Annotated in this window: 17 protein-coding genes and 1 pseudogene; 9 read left to right on the plus strand and 9 right to left on the minus strand. The window is 69.5% G+C overall.

Going from position 1 to position 16,715, the window contains the following annotated elements; translation table 11 throughout:
• Nucleotides 1–218: 218 nt before the first annotated feature.
• From SSPN_RS0101120 to SSPN_RS0101130, 3 genes are all read left to right on the plus strand, one after another.
• Nucleotides 219–617 carry an SPW repeat protein gene (locus tag SSPN_RS0101120; RefSeq protein ID WP_010305372.1) on the plus strand — a complete coding sequence of 133 codons (399 nt, stop codon included), beginning with the start codon at nucleotides 219–221 and terminating at the stop codon, nucleotides 615–617.
• Between the two features lie 128 nt (nucleotides 618–745).
• Nucleotides 746–1,408 carry a TetR/AcrR family transcriptional regulator gene (locus SSPN_RS0101125; protein ID WP_029534839.1) on the plus strand — a complete coding sequence of 221 codons (663 nt, stop codon included), beginning with the start codon at nucleotides 746–748 and terminating at the stop codon, nucleotides 1,406–1,408.
• 176 nt (nucleotides 1,409–1,584) lie between these two features.
• Complete coding sequence (locus SSPN_RS0101130; protein WP_237710407.1) at nucleotides 1,585–3,936, plus strand: penicillin acylase family protein; 2,352 nt, start codon at nucleotides 1,585–1,587, stop codon at nucleotides 3,934–3,936.
• Between the two features lie 64 nt (nucleotides 3,937–4,000).
• Here SSPN_RS0101130 and mce read toward each other — a convergent pair whose 3' ends face one another.
• Nucleotides 4,001–4,447 carry a methylmalonyl-CoA epimerase gene (gene mce / locus SSPN_RS0101135; RefSeq protein WP_010305380.1) on the minus strand — a complete coding sequence of 149 codons (447 nt, stop codon included), beginning with the start codon at nucleotides 4,445–4,447 and terminating at the stop codon, nucleotides 4,001–4,003.
• A 134-nt stretch (nucleotides 4,448–4,581) separates the two neighbouring features.
• Here mce and SSPN_RS0101140 point away from each other — a divergent pair, with 134 nt between their 5' ends.
• The 3 genes from SSPN_RS0101140 to SSPN_RS0101150 all read left to right on the plus strand — a co-directional run bounded on the left by SSPN_RS0101140 (nucleotide 4,582) and on the right by SSPN_RS0101150 (nucleotide 7,862).
• Nucleotides 4,582–5,589 carry a hypothetical protein gene (locus SSPN_RS0101140; protein WP_010305383.1) on the plus strand — a complete coding sequence of 336 codons (1,008 nt, stop codon included), beginning with the start codon at nucleotides 4,582–4,584 and terminating at the stop codon, nucleotides 5,587–5,589.
• Nucleotides 5,590–5,812: 223 nt separating this feature from the next.
• Nucleotides 5,813–7,027: an acetyl-CoA C-acetyltransferase gene (locus SSPN_RS0101145; protein ID WP_029534841.1), complete on the plus strand. Its 1,215-nt coding sequence runs from the start codon at nucleotides 5,813–5,815 to the stop codon at nucleotides 7,025–7,027.
• 67 nt (nucleotides 7,028–7,094) lie between these two features.
• On the plus strand, nucleotides 7,095–7,862 hold the full coding sequence (locus SSPN_RS0101150) for a hypothetical protein (RefSeq protein ID WP_010305389.1): 768 nt from the start codon (nucleotides 7,095–7,097) through the stop codon (nucleotides 7,860–7,862).
• 6 nt (nucleotides 7,863–7,868) lie between these two features.
• Here SSPN_RS0101150 and SSPN_RS0101155 read toward each other — a convergent pair whose 3' ends face one another.
• The 7 genes from SSPN_RS0101155 to SSPN_RS0101185 form a co-directional block, all read right to left on the minus strand.
• Nucleotides 7,869–9,164 carry a DNA polymerase IV gene (locus SSPN_RS0101155; RefSeq protein ID WP_044572444.1) on the minus strand — a complete coding sequence of 432 codons (1,296 nt, stop codon included), beginning with the start codon at nucleotides 9,162–9,164 and terminating at the stop codon, nucleotides 7,869–7,871.
• A gap of 147 nt (nucleotides 9,165–9,311) precedes the next feature.
• Nucleotides 9,312–9,500, minus strand: coding sequence for a hypothetical protein (locus SSPN_RS0101160; RefSeq protein WP_010305395.1), 189 nt, complete (start codon nucleotides 9,498–9,500; stop codon nucleotides 9,312–9,314).
• 72 nt (nucleotides 9,501–9,572) lie between these two features.
• The gene (locus SSPN_RS0101165; protein ID WP_029534843.1) at nucleotides 9,573–10,550 is read right to left on the minus strand and encodes an ABC transporter substrate-binding protein; all 978 of its coding nucleotides are present in this window, start codon (nucleotides 10,548–10,550) and stop codon (nucleotides 9,573–9,575) included.
• Between the two features lie 45 nt (nucleotides 10,551–10,595).
• Nucleotides 10,596–11,645, minus strand: coding sequence for an ABC transporter permease (locus SSPN_RS0101170; RefSeq protein WP_010305401.1), 1,050 nt, complete (start codon nucleotides 11,643–11,645; stop codon nucleotides 10,596–10,598).
• Nucleotides 11,645–12,397, minus strand: a complete 753-nt coding sequence (locus tag SSPN_RS0101175; protein WP_010305404.1) for an ATP-binding cassette domain-containing protein — start codon at nucleotides 12,395–12,397, stop codon at nucleotides 11,645–11,647. Before SSPN_RS0101175 ends, SSPN_RS0101170 begins: the two co-directional genes overlap by 1 nt.
• Nucleotides 12,394–13,440 (minus strand): class I mannose-6-phosphate isomerase, encoded by a 1,047-nt coding sequence (locus SSPN_RS0101180; RefSeq protein WP_237710408.1) that lies wholly within the window; start codon nucleotides 13,438–13,440, stop codon nucleotides 12,394–12,396. The genes SSPN_RS0101175 and SSPN_RS0101180 overlap by 4 nt, the downstream gene beginning before the upstream one ends.
• Nucleotides 13,437–14,411, minus strand: a complete 975-nt coding sequence (locus SSPN_RS0101185; protein WP_010305409.1) for a LacI family DNA-binding transcriptional regulator — start codon at nucleotides 14,409–14,411, stop codon at nucleotides 13,437–13,439. Before SSPN_RS0101185 ends, SSPN_RS0101180 begins: the two co-directional genes overlap by 4 nt.
• Before the next feature lie 553 nt (nucleotides 14,412–14,964).
• On the opposite strand from SSPN_RS0101185, the pseudogene cutA reads away from it, so the two are divergent.
• Both cutA and SSPN_RS0101195 read left to right on the plus strand, forming a co-directional pair.
• Nucleotides 14,965–15,282, plus strand: a pseudogene (cutA, locus tag SSPN_RS41950) (divalent-cation tolerance protein CutA).
• 76 nt (nucleotides 15,283–15,358) lie between these two features.
• The gene (locus SSPN_RS0101195) at nucleotides 15,359–15,718 is read left to right on the plus strand and encodes a DUF3817 domain-containing protein (protein WP_029534844.1); all 360 of its coding nucleotides are present in this window, start codon (nucleotides 15,359–15,361) and stop codon (nucleotides 15,716–15,718) included.
• Between the two features lies 1 nt (nucleotide 15,719).
• Here SSPN_RS0101195 and SSPN_RS0101200 read toward each other — a convergent pair whose 3' ends face one another.
• Nucleotides 15,720–16,220: a MarR family winged helix-turn-helix transcriptional regulator gene (locus SSPN_RS0101200; protein ID WP_010305424.1), complete on the minus strand. Its 501-nt coding sequence runs from the start codon at nucleotides 16,218–16,220 to the stop codon at nucleotides 15,720–15,722.
• A 139-nt stretch (nucleotides 16,221–16,359) separates the two neighbouring features.
• Between SSPN_RS0101200 and SSPN_RS0101205 the strand changes: the two genes are divergently transcribed.
• Nucleotides 16,360–16,662, plus strand: coding sequence for an MTH1187 family thiamine-binding protein (locus SSPN_RS0101205; RefSeq protein WP_010305429.1), 303 nt, complete (start codon nucleotides 16,360–16,362; stop codon nucleotides 16,660–16,662).
• The last annotated feature ends 53 nt before the right edge of the window (nucleotides 16,663–16,715 follow it).

A 16,715-nucleotide genomic window follows, 5' to 3' on the forward strand; every position in this document is an offset into this window, starting at 1 on the left:
GTGGGAGGTGTGGCAGGTATCCGCCGGATTTTCCTCACCCGGCGCGGAACCCTCCGATGAGCACCCCGGACGAGGTTTCGCCGCGGCGTGTCGGTGGTCACCCAGCGGGGGCGATCCTAGTCCGTCGGCGGGAGTGGCGAGCAGGGCGAAACCGCGGGAAGTGGACTCTTGACCGGCTGGCCAACCAAGAGCGAAGATGGAGATTCAAGTCGGGTGCAGTGGAGGTGATCGACGTGGCCGATAGGTCGAGCGGTTCGACTGTCAAACCGTGGATCCGCTGGCAGGACTGGGCCGGAGTGGTGCTGGGCGCCTATCTGATCCTCGCGACAATGTGGACGTCGACGAACGGGTCGGCGATGTCCGCGATGATCGTGCTGGGCGCGCTGCTGCTGATCGCGAGCGTGTGGTCGCTCGCCGTGCCGGGGTCGATGACCAGCGAATACAGCCACATGCTGTTGGGTGTGCTGCTGTTCATATCGCCGTGGGTCCTCGGCTACAGCATGTTCACGGGAGCCTCGTGGACTTCTTGGATCGTCGGCGTCCTGGCCGTCATCGCCGGTGCCGCCGCATTACCCGAGGCCAACGCCGCAAACCGCGGGGTGGCCGGCCAGCACTAGGTGGTCGCTCGAACGACCACGACCACTCACGAGTGCGACACAGCGCGGTCCGGCGGTAACGTCCGGGCCGCGCGTTTTTTTGGTCAACTCGCCCGGTGGAAGCCGGCCGGAAGGTGGAGGTCGGATTCATGGCGCAGGCACCGGGTGATCGCGGCGCCCGCAAGCGGCCGTCCACTTCGGACGAGATCGTCGAGGCGGCGCAGGGCGATCAGGGCGCGTCCGCGCGGGAGCGCATCCTGGCCGCGGCCGGCGAGCTGTTCGCCGACCACGGCTTCGACGCCACGCCCACCTCCCGGATCGCCGAGCGGGCCGAGGTCCCCAAAGGACTGATCCACTACTACTTCCGGCGCAAGCAGGACCTGCTGACGGCGCTGGTGGAGCGCCTGCCCGAGGACCTGGTGGAATCCGATCGGGTGGCGGTCCGGGGCGATGTCGCGGGCAGCCTGCGCCGGCTGGTCGGCGAGCTGGACGCGCGGCTGGAGTCGTCGTTGCTGCTCAGCCACCTGCTGTGGCGGGAGGCGGACACGCACGTCGCGGTGCGGCAGGCGCTTCAGCGGCGGTTCGGGACGGTGGTGGAGCTGATCCGCCGGGTGATCGAGCTGGCGCTGCCGCCGGGGCCGGTCAGCTGCGACATCGACACCGCCGCCGTGCTGCTGGCCCGGGTGGTCAACCACCGGCACTCGGTGGCCCGGCACGGCGCGCACGACGACGAGCTGGACCGCGAGATCAGCTTCATCGCGAGGGCGCTGGAGCTGGGCGTCGGTAAGCCGCGGAAGTTCAAGCCCGCCTGATCTTCTGACGTTGCGCCTCGGCGTTCATTTTTTCGCGGCTTCGCCGAACTGATCCCGAAGTTCTTTCACTCTTGTGAAAGAATGTTGCCCGCGCTAGAACTTCCTGCAGTTGGCCGATGCGGGAGGTTGTGGTGGCGGGTGTTGGGCGGATTCGGTTTTCCAGACGGCAAGGGCTCGTGGCGACAGCAGTCGGTATCGCCGGAGCCGGTGTGATGGCGACGGCGGATGCGACTCCCAGCGGCTCGGCCGCCGGCGACCCGCACTACCGGGTGCGGGGGCTGCGGGCTTCGGTGGAGTTGATCGAGGACCGCTACGGCGTCCCGCACCTCTACGCGACCAGCGAGGACGACGTCTTCCTCGCCCAGGGCTTCAACGCCGCGCGGCAGCGACTGTTCCAGATCGACCTGTGGCGCCGCCGCGGCCTCGGGCAGCTCGCCGAGGTGCTCGGCCCGGATTACGCCGAGCAGGACCACGCCACCAGGTTGTTCCTCTACCGGGGCGACATGGACGTGGAATGGGCGCGCTACGCCAAGGACGCGCAGCGGATCGCGACGCAGTTCACCGCCGGGATCAACGCCTACCTGGACTGGCTGGACGAGCACCCGGAGAAGCTGCCGCCCGAGTTCGGCATCCTCGACTACGTTCCCGCCCGGTGGGAACCGGAGGACGTGGTGCGCATCCGCAGCCACGGCCTCACCCGCAATCTGACCAGCGAGGTCAAGCGCGCCAAGGTGGCCTGCGCCGCCGGGGTGGACGCCGACCTGGTCCGGCAGGGCCTGCAGCCCGATCGGCGGACGACCGTGCCCGATGGCTTCGACCCGTGCGCGATGCCCGCGGACGTGCTCGAGGTCTTCGAGCTGGCCACCCAGGAGGTCGAGTTCACCAACGGCGCGATCACCAGGGCGCTCCGCGACGCGACCACCGAAGGCAGCAACAACTGGGTGATCGGCGGGCAGCGGACCGCCACCGGACGCCCCATCCTGGCCAACGACCCGCACCGGGCCTACTCGGCTCCGTCGCTGCGCTACATCGCGCACCTGTCCGCCCCCGGCCTGGACGTCATCGGCGCGGGCGAGCCGGCGCTGCCGGGGATCTCCATCGGGCACAACGGGACCATCGCGTTCGGGCTCACCATCTTCCCGATGGACCAGGAAGACCTGTACGTCTACCAGCTCGACCCGGCCGACCACACCCGCTACCGGTACCGCGACGGGTGGGAGTCGATGACGATCCTGCGCGAGAAGGTGGCCGTGCGCGACGAGGCTGAGCGCACCGTCGAACTGGCCTTCACCAGGCACGGGCCGGTGATCCGCGTGGACGAGCACCGGAACCTGGCGTACGCGGTGCGGACGGGGTGGCTGGAACCGGGCATGTCGCCGTACTTCGGCAGCGTTTCCTACCTGCGGGCCCGCGACTTCGACGAGTTCACCCAGTCGATGCGCAACTGGGGCGCGCCCACGGAGAACCAGGTCTACGCCGACGTGAAAGGCAACATCGGTTGGGTGCCGGGTGGCCTGGCGCCCAAACGCGTCGGCTACGACGGCCTGCTTCCGGTGCCCGGCGACGGCCGCTACGAGTGGAACGGCTTCTACTCCGGTGACGACCTGCCGCGTCAGCTCAACCCGGCGGCCGGGTTCATCGCCACCGCGAACCAGTTCAACCTGCCGCCGGAGTACCAGGACAAGGGCCTCGGGTTCGAGTGGGCCAACCCGTTCCGGCACCAGCGGATCGTCGAGGTCCTTTCGCGGCAGAAAAAGCACAGCGTGGCCGATTCCGCTGCGCTGCAGAACGACCAGCTGTCCATCCCGGCCCGGCGGCTGATCGCGCTGCTGTCCGATCTGGACAGCGGCGAGTCCGACCTCCGCCGCGCGCTGCGCCTGCTGCGAGGGTGGGACGCCGTGGAAGCCGCCGATTCGAACGCCGCGGCACTGTTCGAGGTGTGGCTGTCGAAGCACCTCGGGCCGGGGTTCGTGCGCGCCGCGGTGCCGAAGGCGGCCGAGGTGATCGAGGACGCCGACACGTTGGTGCTGCTGGGCGAGTTGGAGAAGCCCGGCAGGTGGCTGCCCGACGCGGCGGCCCGCGACCGGCTGCTGCTGGACACACTGCGCTCCGCCTACGCCGAGGTGCAGGAAGTGCTGGGGCGGGGCGAGGGGAACTGGAGGTGGGGCGAGCTGCACCACAGCTTCTTCGGGCACCTGGCGTCGGGGGCGTTCGACGACTCCGATCGCGCCCGGTTCAACGTCGGCCCGCTGCCGCGCGGGGGCTCGCCGGACACCGTGAACCAGTCGTCGTACCGGACCAAGGACTTCCGGCAGACCAACGGCCCGTCGTTCCGGATGGTCCTCGACGTGGGGAACTGGGACTCGTCGATCGCGGTCAATACCCCCGGCCAGTCCGGCGACCCGGATGACCCGCACTACCGGGACCTGGCCGAATCCTGGCGCACCGGAAAGTACTTCCCGCTCGCCTACAGCCGGGCGGCCGTCGAGAAGATCGCCGAACGTCGCATGCTGCTGCTCCCGGCGTGACATCAGCCGTGAGCCTTTTGGGTTGCTGTGGCAGCCCAAAAGGCTCACGGCCTCGACGGCATCCTTAGTGGACTTCGGCGGGCTCGACCAGTTCGACGAGGACGCCGCCGGCGTCCTTCGGGTGCACGAAGTTGATGCGGCTGTTCGCCGTGCCTCGGCGCGGTTCTTCGTAGAGCAGCCGCAACCCCTTGGCGCGGATCGCCTCCGAGGCCGCCTCGATGTCGGTCACCCGATAGGCGAGTTGCTGCAGGCCGGGGCCGTTGCGGTCCAGGAACTTCGCGAGCGCCGAATCCTCGCGCAGCGGCGCGAGCAGCTGGATCTGCGTGGCACCCGTGGCGTCGCCGGGCGCGCGCAGCATCGCCTCGTGCACCCCCTGCTCCTCGTTGACCTCGGAGTGGGTGACCCGCAGGCCGAAGGTGTCGCGCTGGAAGGCGATGGCCGCGTCCAGATCGGCTACCGCGATGCCCACGTGGTCCACCGCCGTGACCAGACCGCTCAATTCAGCTCGCATGGCGGCAGCCTAACTCGCGGCCGCAATTTCCGGGAATACCGCCAAATCCGGAAGATCGAATTGCCCCAACGAGCGGAGTCGGGTGACCTTGCTACGGACCAGCAATGTGGCTGGTTCACGCGAGAGGGGCAAACATGGTCAGCAGGCAACGTGGACCGGGCCGCAAGATCGCGATCCTGGTGGCATCACTCGGATTCACCATCGGACTCGGTGTTCCCGCCGCGCTGGCGGCCGGCGGCGACGGCGTGATCAGTGGCGGAGGCGGCGACAACCCCAGGGCTGACCAGCTGCGCCTAGACCGGGCGTGGGTGGCTCCCGGGCCGCTGGTGTTCGGGGCCGAACCGTACGAAGCGGTGAGTTCCGCCGCGGCGACCGCAGCCGCGGCGGCGGGCTGCACGATCAGCGCCCAGGCCGCCACCAACCTGACGCTGTCCACGACCTGGCCCGAAGTGGCCGGATCCGGCGAGGCCCCGTCGCCGATGACCCTGTCCCGCTACGACGCCCAGACCTCCCTCGCCGACCCCGAAAAGCGCGCGAAGGGCCTGTTCTTCAACCCCGGCGTCGGCATCTGGCAGCTCGACTCGGCCGGGCTCGGCGCCGGCGAAACCGCCGCAAACGCCATCGATTCGGTCGGTACCGCGAAGAAGATGGCGCCTTACATGGTCAACAAGTACTGCGCCGCGATCAACGGCGGATCGACCGCCGCGAGCGCCCGCGCCGCCGCTTGGAAGGATTGGCACGCCTGCGCCGCCGGCGCCTGCGAGTCGATCTACCACCGGCTGGAAGCCGACGGCGTGACCAAGGACGACAGCGTCAACAGGTACGGCGGGGCGCAGCCGCGCACCTGCACCTACGAAGCCGCCGAATACGACTGCCTGCACGTCGATCCGAGCAAGGCGCAGGGCGAGGACGCCTGGACCTCACCCGACTTCGGGCCCGCCCCGGTCCCGGAGCCCTTCTACGTCTTCACCTACGCCGAAGGCGGCAAGAAGTACGAGGTGCGGTACTGGCTGAAGGCCGAATCCGGCGCGGTCACCGACGTGTCGGCCTCCCGGGAACTCGGCGTCAACGCCCGCACCAAGCTGTCCTGGGCTGAGGAATCCAGCCTCTGCGACACCACCACCGGCACCGGCAACTGCTGACCAACCGCAGCGCTGCGGGAGGGAGGAAGGGGACCTTCCTGTCGCCCCGACCGGCGGGCGGGTGTGAGGAAGGGAACCTTCCTGTCACCGGCCGCTTATGGCGGTCGTCACAGGCGGCACCGGGTGCCACCGCAGGTATGGTCCGGGCATGCCCGCGGGGCCATGATGGTGCTGCGACGCATCGATGACGTGGTAGGCGATGAAGAAGCACCGGGAGGCAGTGGTGGGTAGTTCTGTGATCGTGGCGGGTGCGCGGACCCCGATGGGGCGGTTGCTCGGCTCGCTCAAGGACTTCTCCGGTGCGCAGCTGGGCGGGGTTGCGATCAGGGCGGCGTTGCAGCGGGCTGGGGTGCGTCCGGATCAGGTCGGGTACACGATCATGGGTCAGGTGCTGACCGCTGGTGCGGGGCAGATCCCGGCGCGGCAGGCGGCGGTGGCCGCGGGTATCCCGATGGATGTGCCGGCGTTGACGATCAACAAGGTGTGTTTGTCGGGGTTGGATGCGATCGCGTTGGCTGATCAGCTGATCCGGGCGGGTGAGTTCGAGATCGTGGTGGCCGGTGGTCAGGAGTCGATGACGCAGGCGCCGCATTTGCTGACCGGGTCGCGGGAGGGTTTCAAGTACGGCGACGTGCAGCTGCTCGACCACTTGGCCCATGACGGGTTGTTCTGTGCGTTCGACCAGGTCGCGATGGGTTTGTCGACCGAGAAGTACAACGCTGGGTATGGCGTGACGCGGGAGGAGCAGGACGCGTTCGCGGCTCGTTCGCACCGGCGTGCCGCGGCGGCGGTGGAGCGGGGTGTGTTCGCGGAGGAGATCGCTGGGGTTGAGGTGCCGGAGGAGATCGCTGGGGTTGAGGTGCCGCGTCGTAAGGGTGATCCGTTGGTGGTGGATGCCGATGAGGGCATTCGTGCCGGTACCACGGTTGAGACGTTGGCGAAGTTGCGTCCGGCGTTTGCTGCGGATGGCACGATCACGGCGGGTTCGGCGTCGCAGATTTCCGATGGTGCGGCGGCGGTCGTGGTGATGAGCAAGGCCCGGGCTGAGGAGCTGGGGTTGAGCTGGTTGGCCGAGATCGGTGCGCATGGTGTCGTCGCGGGTCCGGATGCGAGCTTGCACGAGCAGCCGTCGAATGCGATCAAGGCCGCGTGTGTGAAGGAGGGGGTCGACGTGGCGGGTCTGGATCTGGTGGAGATCAACGAGGCGTTCGCGGCGGTGGGGATCGTGTCCGCTCGTGCGTTGGGTGTGGGTGAGGAGAGGGTCAACGTCAACGGTGGTGCGATCGCGTTGGGTCACCCGATCGGCATGTCGGGTGCGCGGTTGGGGTTGCATCTGGCGTTGGAGCTCAAGCGGCGTGGTGGTGGCATCGGTGCGGCGGCGCTGTGCGGCGGCGGGGGCCAGGGCGATGCCCTGATCCTGCACGTCCCCAAGGCCTGATCCGACCCGGACCGACCCTGAGATCTACCCGGAGATCCTGCACCGATTGTGATCAACTAGCCGCGGCGTGGCTACCCTGGACGACATGAAGTGGCTTCCAGGCGGATGGCAACGGGACGACCGGGTCGAGCAAGAGCGGGCGACTGTCCCGGCGCACCCGCGCGGCACCGCCCGCTACACCTCGGAGCGCGCCGGTCGGCCGGAGCCCGCCACCCGGGTGCAGCCCGGCGGCGGGCACCGGCCGACGCTGCTGGGGGCCGACGCGCACGACGTCGACGTCAGCGCCAGCAGCTTCAAAGCGCTGCTCATCGGCGGCGGCATCAGCGGGCTGCTCACGGTGCTTATCGCGGCGGTGCTGGTCAACAACGGCAACAGCGTCGGCATGTGGATCTGGCAACTCGTCTTCGGCGTGATCTTCCTGTGGTTCATCACCGCCTCCAGGGGCATGCTCAACAGCCGAGGCTTCCTTTTCGACCGCAGCGGTTTCTACGTCCGCACCCGTGGCGAGGTGTTCGGCATCGCATGGGACGAGATCAAGGCCGTCGGGATTGGCACGCTGCCCTGGGTGCAGCACCGGCGTCCGGTCGCACCGGAGCGGCGCCGGGCGCTGGAGGTCTACCCAGCGGATCCGGGGTTCGCGACGCGGCACCCGGAGCTGGAGCGTTGGCGGGTGGAGGAGGCCTCGTCGCTGCCGGGACTGCCCGGCGAGCGCTACCGGTTCCACCTGCCGCCGTTCAGCCGGCTGCCGAAGGAACTGGAAGGGGCGGTGCAGGCGATCGCCCCGCAGAAGTGGGTCGGCCAGTACAAGCGGCAGCTCCCGCCACCGCAGTCCTGAGCGCGGCTACCAGCCGAGGCTGTCGATCGGATCCGCTGAGGCCAGCGCCGCGTCGTCGGTGGCGAAGGTGTGGGCCACCCCGCGCCCGCTGACGGCGGTTTCGAACCGGACGGTGACCCGGCCGTGCCCGGCGCCCTGCACCCAGCCGTGCCCGAACTCGTCGTGCCGCACGTCGTCGCCCGCCCGCCAGTGCCGGCTCGAAGGAGCCATGCGCGGCTCGGCGACCGGCTGCGTGACGGGAACCGGGGCTTCCTGCCGGTCGGCGGGGTTGTCGAACAGCGGCTCCTGTTCGGAGGTCGCCAACCCGGAGTAGGAGACGCCGACCAGCCGGACCGGGGTGCCCGGCGGGACGGCGACGGGCAGCAGCCGCCGCGCCGCGGCGGAGAGGGCGCCGAGATCGCTGGTCGCCGACGCGAACGTTTCCGCGCGGCTGATCGTGGTGAAGCCGGAATCCCGGATCTTGATCGTCACGGTGCGGGCGGCGCGCCCCGACGAAACCAACCGGCGGCCTGCGGCCTGCAGCCTCACCTGGTCGGAGATGTCGATGTCGAACGTCGTCTCGGCGCTGACCTGCTTCGCTTCGGCGCGCTCGGCCACCGGATGCTCGTCGATGCCGTGCGCGAGCCGGTGCAATTCGGTGCCGTGCGCTTGCCCGAGCAGCGACGTCACGTCGCCCAGCCGCAGCGCGGCGAGCTCGCCGATCGTCTGGACGCCGATGCGGTGCAGCTTCGACTCCGTTACCGGCCCGATGCCCCACATCTTGCGCACCGGCAGCCCCGACAGCAGTTCGAGTTGCTGCTCCGGTGGCACCACGAGCATCCCGTCCGGTTTGGCCAGGCCCGAGGCGATCTTGGCGAGCTGCTTGCCGGAACCCGCGCCGATTGATGCGGTCACGCCGACCTCACGGTGCACCCGCGCGCGCAGCTGCGTGGCGAAGTCCTCCACCTGCGGCGTGGCGGCCCCCGAGAGTTCGGCCGGTTCCAGGAATGCCTCGTCGACCGAAACCTGCTCGACGACGTCCGAAACTTCCCGGACGATGCCTAACACCCGCTTGCTGACGGCCTGGTAGACGCGGAACCGGGGCGGGAGCACCACCGCGACCGGGCAGCGACGACGGGCCTCGGCCATCGGCATCGCGGACCGCGCGCCGAACTCCCGGGCTTCGTAGCTGGCGCCGGCGACGGTGCCGCGCGGGCCGAGCCCGCCGACGAGTACCGGGCGGCCCCGGACGGTGGGGCGGGTCAGCTGCTCCACGGACGCGAAGAACGCGTCCATGTCCATGTGCAGCACCCACCTCGGCATGCACGCAATTCAACGGGATCCGTCTGACATCTGCCGTCGCGGTGCCGCCCCGGTCTGGCCTGCCGGCGGCAGGTCTCATTCAGCGCTCACCGCGGCCGGGCTGGTTGACAGTTTCAATTGAAACTGCGCCCCGACGAGCGGACGTTGTCAGCGCAGCTCCGCCGGACCAGCCGTCTCGTCCTGCTCGTCGTCGGCCGGGCGCTCGCGTGGCGCGAGGAACACCACACCGCTTTCCAGGTCCAGCGGCCCGCAGGGGTCGTGATCGCGCGAGATCCCGGTCTGATCGCCCTCGTGCTGCAGCTTCCGGCCGGGGAAGGGTTCGCCGTATTTGCCCATGCGTCCAAGGTAGTCCGCGAACCGGTGCCCACCCCGGGGCCGGAGCCGGCTCCCCGCCCCGGCCCCCGGGGATCAGCAGTGGGACTTGTAGAAGTACTGCGCCTGCTGGTCCATGTTGTCGCGGGTGATGGCGATCATCTCGGTGCGGGTCTCCCGCTCGACCGGCTGACCCTTGACCGCCGCGATCGCGCGCTGGACGCCTTCCTGGCCGATCTTGCCGGGGTTCTGCGCGATCAGCGCCTGGACCCGGCCGTTGCGCAGGTCGTCCACCTGCTTGGGGCTGGCGTCGAAGCCGACCAGCTGCACCTGCCCCGATTTGCCCGCGTTGGACAGCGCGGTGGCAGCGCCCTCACCGGTGTTGAGGTTGGTGCCGAACACGCCGACCAGGTCCGGCGTCGCGGCCAGCGTCGACGACACGATCTGCGCGGCCGTGGCCGGTTCGTTCTCGGTGTACTGGGTGGGCAGCAGCTTCAGGTTCGGGTGCTTGGCGATCTCCTCCTCGAAGCCCTTGGCCCGCTCATCGGTGGTGGAGGTGCCCGCCTTCGTGTTCAGCGCCAGCACCGATCCCGGCTTGTCGCCGACCAGCTTCGCCAGGGTCTGCGCGGCAAGCTGGCCACCCGCGTAGTTGTCGGAGGACAGCGAGGTGACCGCGATGGAGCGGTCCTCCAGCGCGGTGTCGACCTCGACGACCTGGATGCCGTTGCTCCTGGCCTGTTGCAGCGGCGCGGCCAGCGCCTTGTCGTCGGTGGGGGCGATGATCACCGCGCCGGGCTTGGTGCTGACGATGCCGCCCAGGATCTGCGACTGCTCGGCCTGCTCGAACTTCTCCGGGGCCTGCGTGTTCAGCTGGTAGCCCTGCGCGGCGGCCTCCTGCTGCGCCGCGCATTCGATGGACACGTAGAACGGCTCGCCGCGCATCCCGGTGATCAGGGCGAGGTTCTTGTTGTTGGGGTCGGTCTGCCCGCTGCCGGTGTCCCCGATCTGGCCTGATCCGCAACCGGCCAGCAGCAGCACCGTCCCCAGCGCCAGCGCGGTCATGTGCGTTCTCATCAGGGTTCTACCTCCACACGCCGTTGTGCCGATGATCGAGAGAGGTCAGCGGCTGTTTCGCGCCCGCCGTCTGCGCTGGTCCAGCCACACCGCGGCGACCAGGACCGCGCCGACCGCGATCGGTTGCCAGAACGGCCGCACCCCGGCCATCACGAACCCGGCGTCGAGCACTGCGGGGATGAACACGCCGATGACGCTGCCGACCACGGTGCCGATGCCGCCGAACAGGCTGGTCCCGCCCAGCACGACGGCCGCGATCGCGTTCAGGTTGTCGTTGCTGTGGCCGCTGATCGTGGTGGTGCCGAAATAGGCCAGCGACATGAACCCGGCCAGCCCGGCCAGCATCCCGGTCAAGGTGTAGATGGCGACCAGGTGGCGAGTGACCTTGATGCCGCTGCGGCGGGCGGCCTCGGCGTTCGAGCCGATCGCGTAGGTGTAGCGGCCGAAGGCCGTGGTGTGCAGCAGCCAGAGCGCCAGCAGCGTGATCACCGCCGCGAGGATCACGAGGTTCGGTACCACGACGAACGACGTGCCGGTGCCGAGGGTCTTCCGCAGCGCACCGGGCACGGTGCGCACGTCGATGCCGTTGGTGAGCAGCTGGGCGGCACCGAGTGCCGCGCCGAACGAGCCGAGCGTGACGATCAACGCCGGGACCCGGGCGACGGCCACGAGCAGCCCGTTGAGCAGGCCCCACAGCGCGCCGCCGACCAGCGCGACCAGCAGGCCGATCAAGATCACGCCCCAACCGGCGTTCGTGGCGTCGCCGCCGCTGAGCCATTCCATGATCATCGCGGACACGACACCGGCGAACACCAGCACCGAACCCACCGACAGGTCGATGCCGGAGGTGATGATCACGAAGGTCATGCCTACGGCGAGCATCAGCAGCGGAGCCGCCTGCACCAGCAGGTTCTGCACGTTGAACAGGGTCGGGAAGGCGTCCGGGCGGATCGCGCTGAACAGCACGCACAGCGCGACAAGCACCAAGCCCGTCCACAGCGTGTTCGAGGCGGTCAGCCGCGCGCCGAGCCTCTTGGCCGGCGCGGCCACATCCGCGTCCACAGTGGATTTCTGGGTTCTCTGCTCGGTGGCCATCAGCTCGCGTCCTCCTGCGACAGTGCACCGGTCATGGCACCGACCAGGTCTTCCAAGGTCGCTTCCGCGGCGCTGAACCGCCCGAGGCGCAACACCTCGACGCGATCCGAGACCGACAGGACCTCCGGCATGTTGTGGCTGATCAGCACCACCGAGATGCCGGTGTCGCGGACCCGGCGGATCACGTCCAGCACGCGTTTTCGCTGCACGACACCCAGCGCGGCGGTGGGCTCGTCCATGAACACGAGCTTGTCCGCCCATGCGACCGAGCGCGCCACGGCGACGCTCTGCCGCTGCCCACCGGACAACGAGCCGATCGGAACCGAAAGGTCTTGCAGCGACACCCCGAACTTGGCGAACTGCTCGGCGGCCCGCGTGCGCATCTTCGCCTTGTCCAGCATGCCGAGCCGACCGAGCAGCCCGGGCCGCCGGATCTCCCGGCCCAGGAACAGGTTCGCGGCCGGGTCGAGGTCCGGTGCCACCGCAAGGTCCTGGTAGGCGGTCTCGATGCCGTGCGCCCGGGCGGCGGCGGGGGAGTCGAGCGTCACCGGCCTGCCGGAGACCAGGATCTGCCCCGAATCCGGCTGCTCCACCCCGGAAAGGCATTTCACCAGCGTCGACTTGCCCGCACCGTTGTCCCCGACGAGGGCGACGACCTCGCCCTGACGAACTGTGAACGACGCGCCGCGCAGCGCCTCCACGCTCCCGTAGCGCTTGACCAGATCGCGAGCCTCCAACAGCGGTTCGGTCATCTCGGGCTCCCGGCCCCCGGCGGGCGGCAGTGCACCACCGTGAGGTCGCCTTCGAGCTGGGTGGCCCCGGCGGAATGCGGGACGACGGCGGTGCTGCCGCGGTGCAGCGGCAGGTCGACGCCGCCGGAGCGCAACTTCCCGCTGCCGTCCAGCACGACGAGCACGCCGAAGGACGGTTCGAGCTCGACGGTGCCGTGCAGCCGGTCGGCGCGGAAAAACGGGGCGGCGTCCTCGGCCAGCAGCGGAACACGCGGGGCGACCTCGTCCGCGGTGCGCTTGATCAGCGAATTCAGGACCGAGTCGTCGAAACCGGATCGGTTGAGGGTTTCGAGCGCGGTCCGCTGGTCCAGGCCGAGGAACGCGCCTTCGGCATCGGCCAGGAACCCCTGCCACTCCAACGTGATCGAGAAGTCCGTCGGCTGCTGCAACTCGACGATGAACACGCCCTCGCCGATGGCGTGCGGCGTGCCGGCGGGAACGTGCACGGTGTCGCCTGGCCGTACGCGGATCTCGTTGAGCGAACCAAGCATCGCCGAGGAATCCTGGGTGGCCACCCACTCGGCGACCACCTCCGGCGCGACGTCATCGCGGAAACCCAGGTACACCACCGGGTTCGCGCCGGAGGTGCCGATCACGATCCACGCCTCGGTCTTGCCGAACCGGGAACCCAGGTGCTGCCGGGCGAAGGCGTCCGAAGGATGGCAGTGCACCGGCAGCCGCTGCCCCGCGTCCAACAGCTTGACCAGCAGCGCGGTGCTGTCGCCGAAGGCCGCCACGTGCTCGGCCCCCAACCACGAGTCGGGGTCGGCGGTAACCGCGTCCCGCAGCCAACGCCCGTCCGGCAGGCGCGACAGGCCCGATTCGGCCTGGCCGAAGCGCGTCGTGGTGGATGCGACCCAGTCCTCCGGGCCGAACTTCTGGTCGTCGCCTCCGCCGCGCAGCGCGGCGATTGACGCACCGCCCCGGTAGAACTGGCGGGGCTGGTTGGACGGCAGGGCGATCACGGACGCCGGGCCGGTCTGATCATTGTGGACAGTACTCAACGTGTTACCTCTCCGGAACCTCTTGCCAGCAGGCGAGTGGGAACGACCCTGCGACGTGGTGGGGTGCGGTCGCCGTCCAACCGCGCGAACAGCAACTCCGCCGCCGACCGCCCCAGTGCCCACGTGTCGTGGGTGACCACGCTGATCGGCGGATCGAGAAGGTCGGCGAGCTCGAAGTCGTCGAAGCCGACGAGCGCCGGGCGCGACGGCTGCCCGGCCAGCGCCCGCAGGGCGTGGATGGTGATCCGGTTGTTGCCGGTCACCAGCGCGGTCGCGCGACGCAACGTGGAACGCAATGCCTGCGCTACCGACTCGTAGGTGTGCGGGCCCATCAGGACCAGGTCGGGGGAGAACGGCACCCCGGCCTGCGCACAACCTTCCCGGAAACCGCGCAACCGCTCGGCGGCCGTGTGGATTTCCAGGGCGTCGCCCAGGAACGCGATCTCGCGGTGCCCGTGTTCGGCCAGGTGGCGTGCGGCGAGCGCGGTGCCGCCGGCGTTGTCGATCAACACTGTGTCGGCGTCGAGGTTGCCCGGCGGCCGGTCCACGAACACCACCGGCGTACCGGCGTTGATCTCGTGCGCGATGTACCCGTGCTGGTGACCGGCGGGAACTACGAGCAGCCCGTCGACCCGGCGGGCGCAGAACTCCAGCACCAGCTCGCGTTCCCGAGCCGGGTCCTCATCGGACGAGCCGGTCAGCACCTGCTTGCCCTGCACCCGCGCGACTTCCTCGACGGCGCGGGTCAGCACCGAGTAGAACGGGTTCGCCAGGTCCTCCAGCACCAGGCCCAGTGTGCCGGTCCCGGTGCCCCGGCGGAGGTTGCGGGCGCTGAGGTTGCGGCGGAACCCGAGCTGGTCGATGGCGGCCAGCACCCGCTCCGCGGTCGCCGGATGCACGCCGTTCTCGGCGTTGACGACCCGCGAAACGGTCTTGATGCTCACGCCCGCCAACCGCGCCACATCGTTCATCGTGGCGCGTCGGACGTTCCCGGATTGAGACAACGTTGTCATGACGAGCGGCATTGGATCGCGACCCGTCGGCGCCTGTCAATGGAACCGGCCGATTCTGCCTGCACCTGGCCCCGGAACATCCGTCGATCGGACCAGCACCCACCGCCGCGATCCGGGGGCCGGAGGTGACCGGAAGGTTCCCATCCGCACACCCGCCGAACTCCGTCCAGCGCGCGCCCACCGGGCCAGAGGATGACAGGAAGGTTCCCATGCTGCGGTTTTCCCGATCCGGGGTGACAGGAAGGTTCCCTTGCTCGCACCCGGGCGGGGCCGAGGGGAAAGTCTCCGGACCCGCAGGGCGGTCAAGTCGGCGGACGGCGGAATTCGGCGCGGCTGAACGCCGCGTCGAGGTGTCGACACCGGACAAGAACGGCGATCCGCATTGACCTCGGCGGCGTCTGGAACGACGGTGAACCGGCGGGGCTTGACAAGGTTGTCCAGTGCTAGCACAGCGAGCGCAGCGACCTTCCGGTCAGCGGCTCCGCGGCGGATTGCGGGCTCCCCTGAACTCATGGCTGATCATGTGCAGGTCGTGACCACCACCGACTCGGAGCAGGCGGCCGCCGAGTTGGCACGCGGTGTCGTCGAGGGGCGGCTGGGGGCGTGCGTGTAGGTCGTGCCCATCCGCAGCTTCTACGTGTGGGAGGGCGCGGCGCAGGACGACGCCGAATGGCAGCTGCAGATCAAGACCTCCGCCGGGCGGCTCGCCGCGCTGGTCGAGCACCTCCGGGCCAATCACAGCTACGACGTGCCGGAGATCATCGCCACGCCGATCGTCGGCGGCAACCCCGATTACCTGGCCTGGGTCGACCACCAGACCCGCGCGTAGCGGACCGGGGGCGGTGTGATCGGCGACACCCGGCACACTCGCAGGGGAGTGCCGTTGGAACGGAAGTGGGTTTGACGTGCCGCGTACGTATGCCGGGTGGTTCCGGGCGGTGGCGATCGCCGAGGCGTTCTCGTGGGTCGGTCTGCTGGTGGCGATGGCGTTCAAGTACGGTCTGCAGCAGCCGCTCGGCGTGACGGTCATGGGCTGGGTCCACGGGCTGGTGTTCACCGCCTACGTGGCGACCTGCCTCGTCGTGTTCAGCCCGCTGCGCTGGCGGTTCGGGGTGCTCGTCCTGGCGCTGGTGGCGTCGATCCCGCCGCTGGCGTCGGTGTGGTTCGAGCGCTGGGCGAACCGTCGCGGGCTGCTGGCCGAATCGGATTCGGACGAGCCGACGTTCTGGGGCCGGGTCCGGTACGCGCTGCGCGAGTTGAACTGACTCAGAAGTCCCCGGCCGCGTGCCGCACCTTGCCGAGTAGTTCGGTGAGCTGCTGGGTCTGCCGTTCGGTGATGCCGCGCAACCCGAAGTCGATTTCGGTGACCGACTCGGTCGCCTTCTTCATCAGGTCTCGACCGTCCTCGGTGATCTCCACCAGGGTGGTGCGCCGGTCCGTGGGGTGCGGCACCCGCCGGACCAGGCTGTCCTGCTCCAGCCGGTCGACGATGTTGGTGACGCTGGTCGGGTGCAGCTGGAGCCGGTCGCCCATGACGCGCATTGGGAGGCTGCCGCGCCGCGAGAAGGTCAGTAGCACCAGCGCCTCGTAGCGGGCGAACGTCAGGTTGTGCGGTCGCAACGCGCTGTCGACCGCCGATTGCAGGATCTGCTGGACCCGCATCACGCTCGTCACTGCGGCCATCGTCGTCGACGGGCCTACCCGGTCGGCCCAGTTCTCGGCCGCGCGAGCGATGGGGTCGAAGGGCAGTGGGCTACGGGTGCTCATGGTGTTCGACGCTAGCAGCGGTTACCGGCGAGTTCACCGCTGTGGTGCTGAGGCGTTCGAAATCTGCGGAACCGCCGCAGCGTCGGACATGATCGTGTCGACCGTCGGACGGCGGTGCGGACGGAATGGAGGAGTAGACGTGCTGGTTGCGTTCAGCGTGGCCCCGAGCGGGGTCGGGGACAGCGACAGTGTCAGCGAAGCGGTCGCGGCCGCGGTCAAGGTGGTGCGGGAGTCCGGGCTGCCGCACGAGACGACCTCGATGTTCACCACGATCGAGGGAGAGTGGGACGAGGTGATGGACGTGGTGAAGCGCGCCACCGAGGCCGCGTCGGCCAACGCGCCGCGCACCAGCCTCGTGCTGAAGGCCGACATCCGTCCCGGGCACACCGGCCAGCTGCACGCGAAGGTGCGCCGGGTCGAGGAGCACCTGCGCGGGGAGTAGGCACAGCAAGAGACCGGGGGCGGCTTCGCAGCCGCCCCCGGTCCGGTGTTGCT

The organism is Saccharopolyspora spinosa NRRL 18395 (assembly GCF_000194155.1).
Taxonomy (GTDB): domain Bacteria; phylum Actinomycetota; class Actinomycetes; order Mycobacteriales; family Pseudonocardiaceae; genus Saccharopolyspora; species Saccharopolyspora spinosa.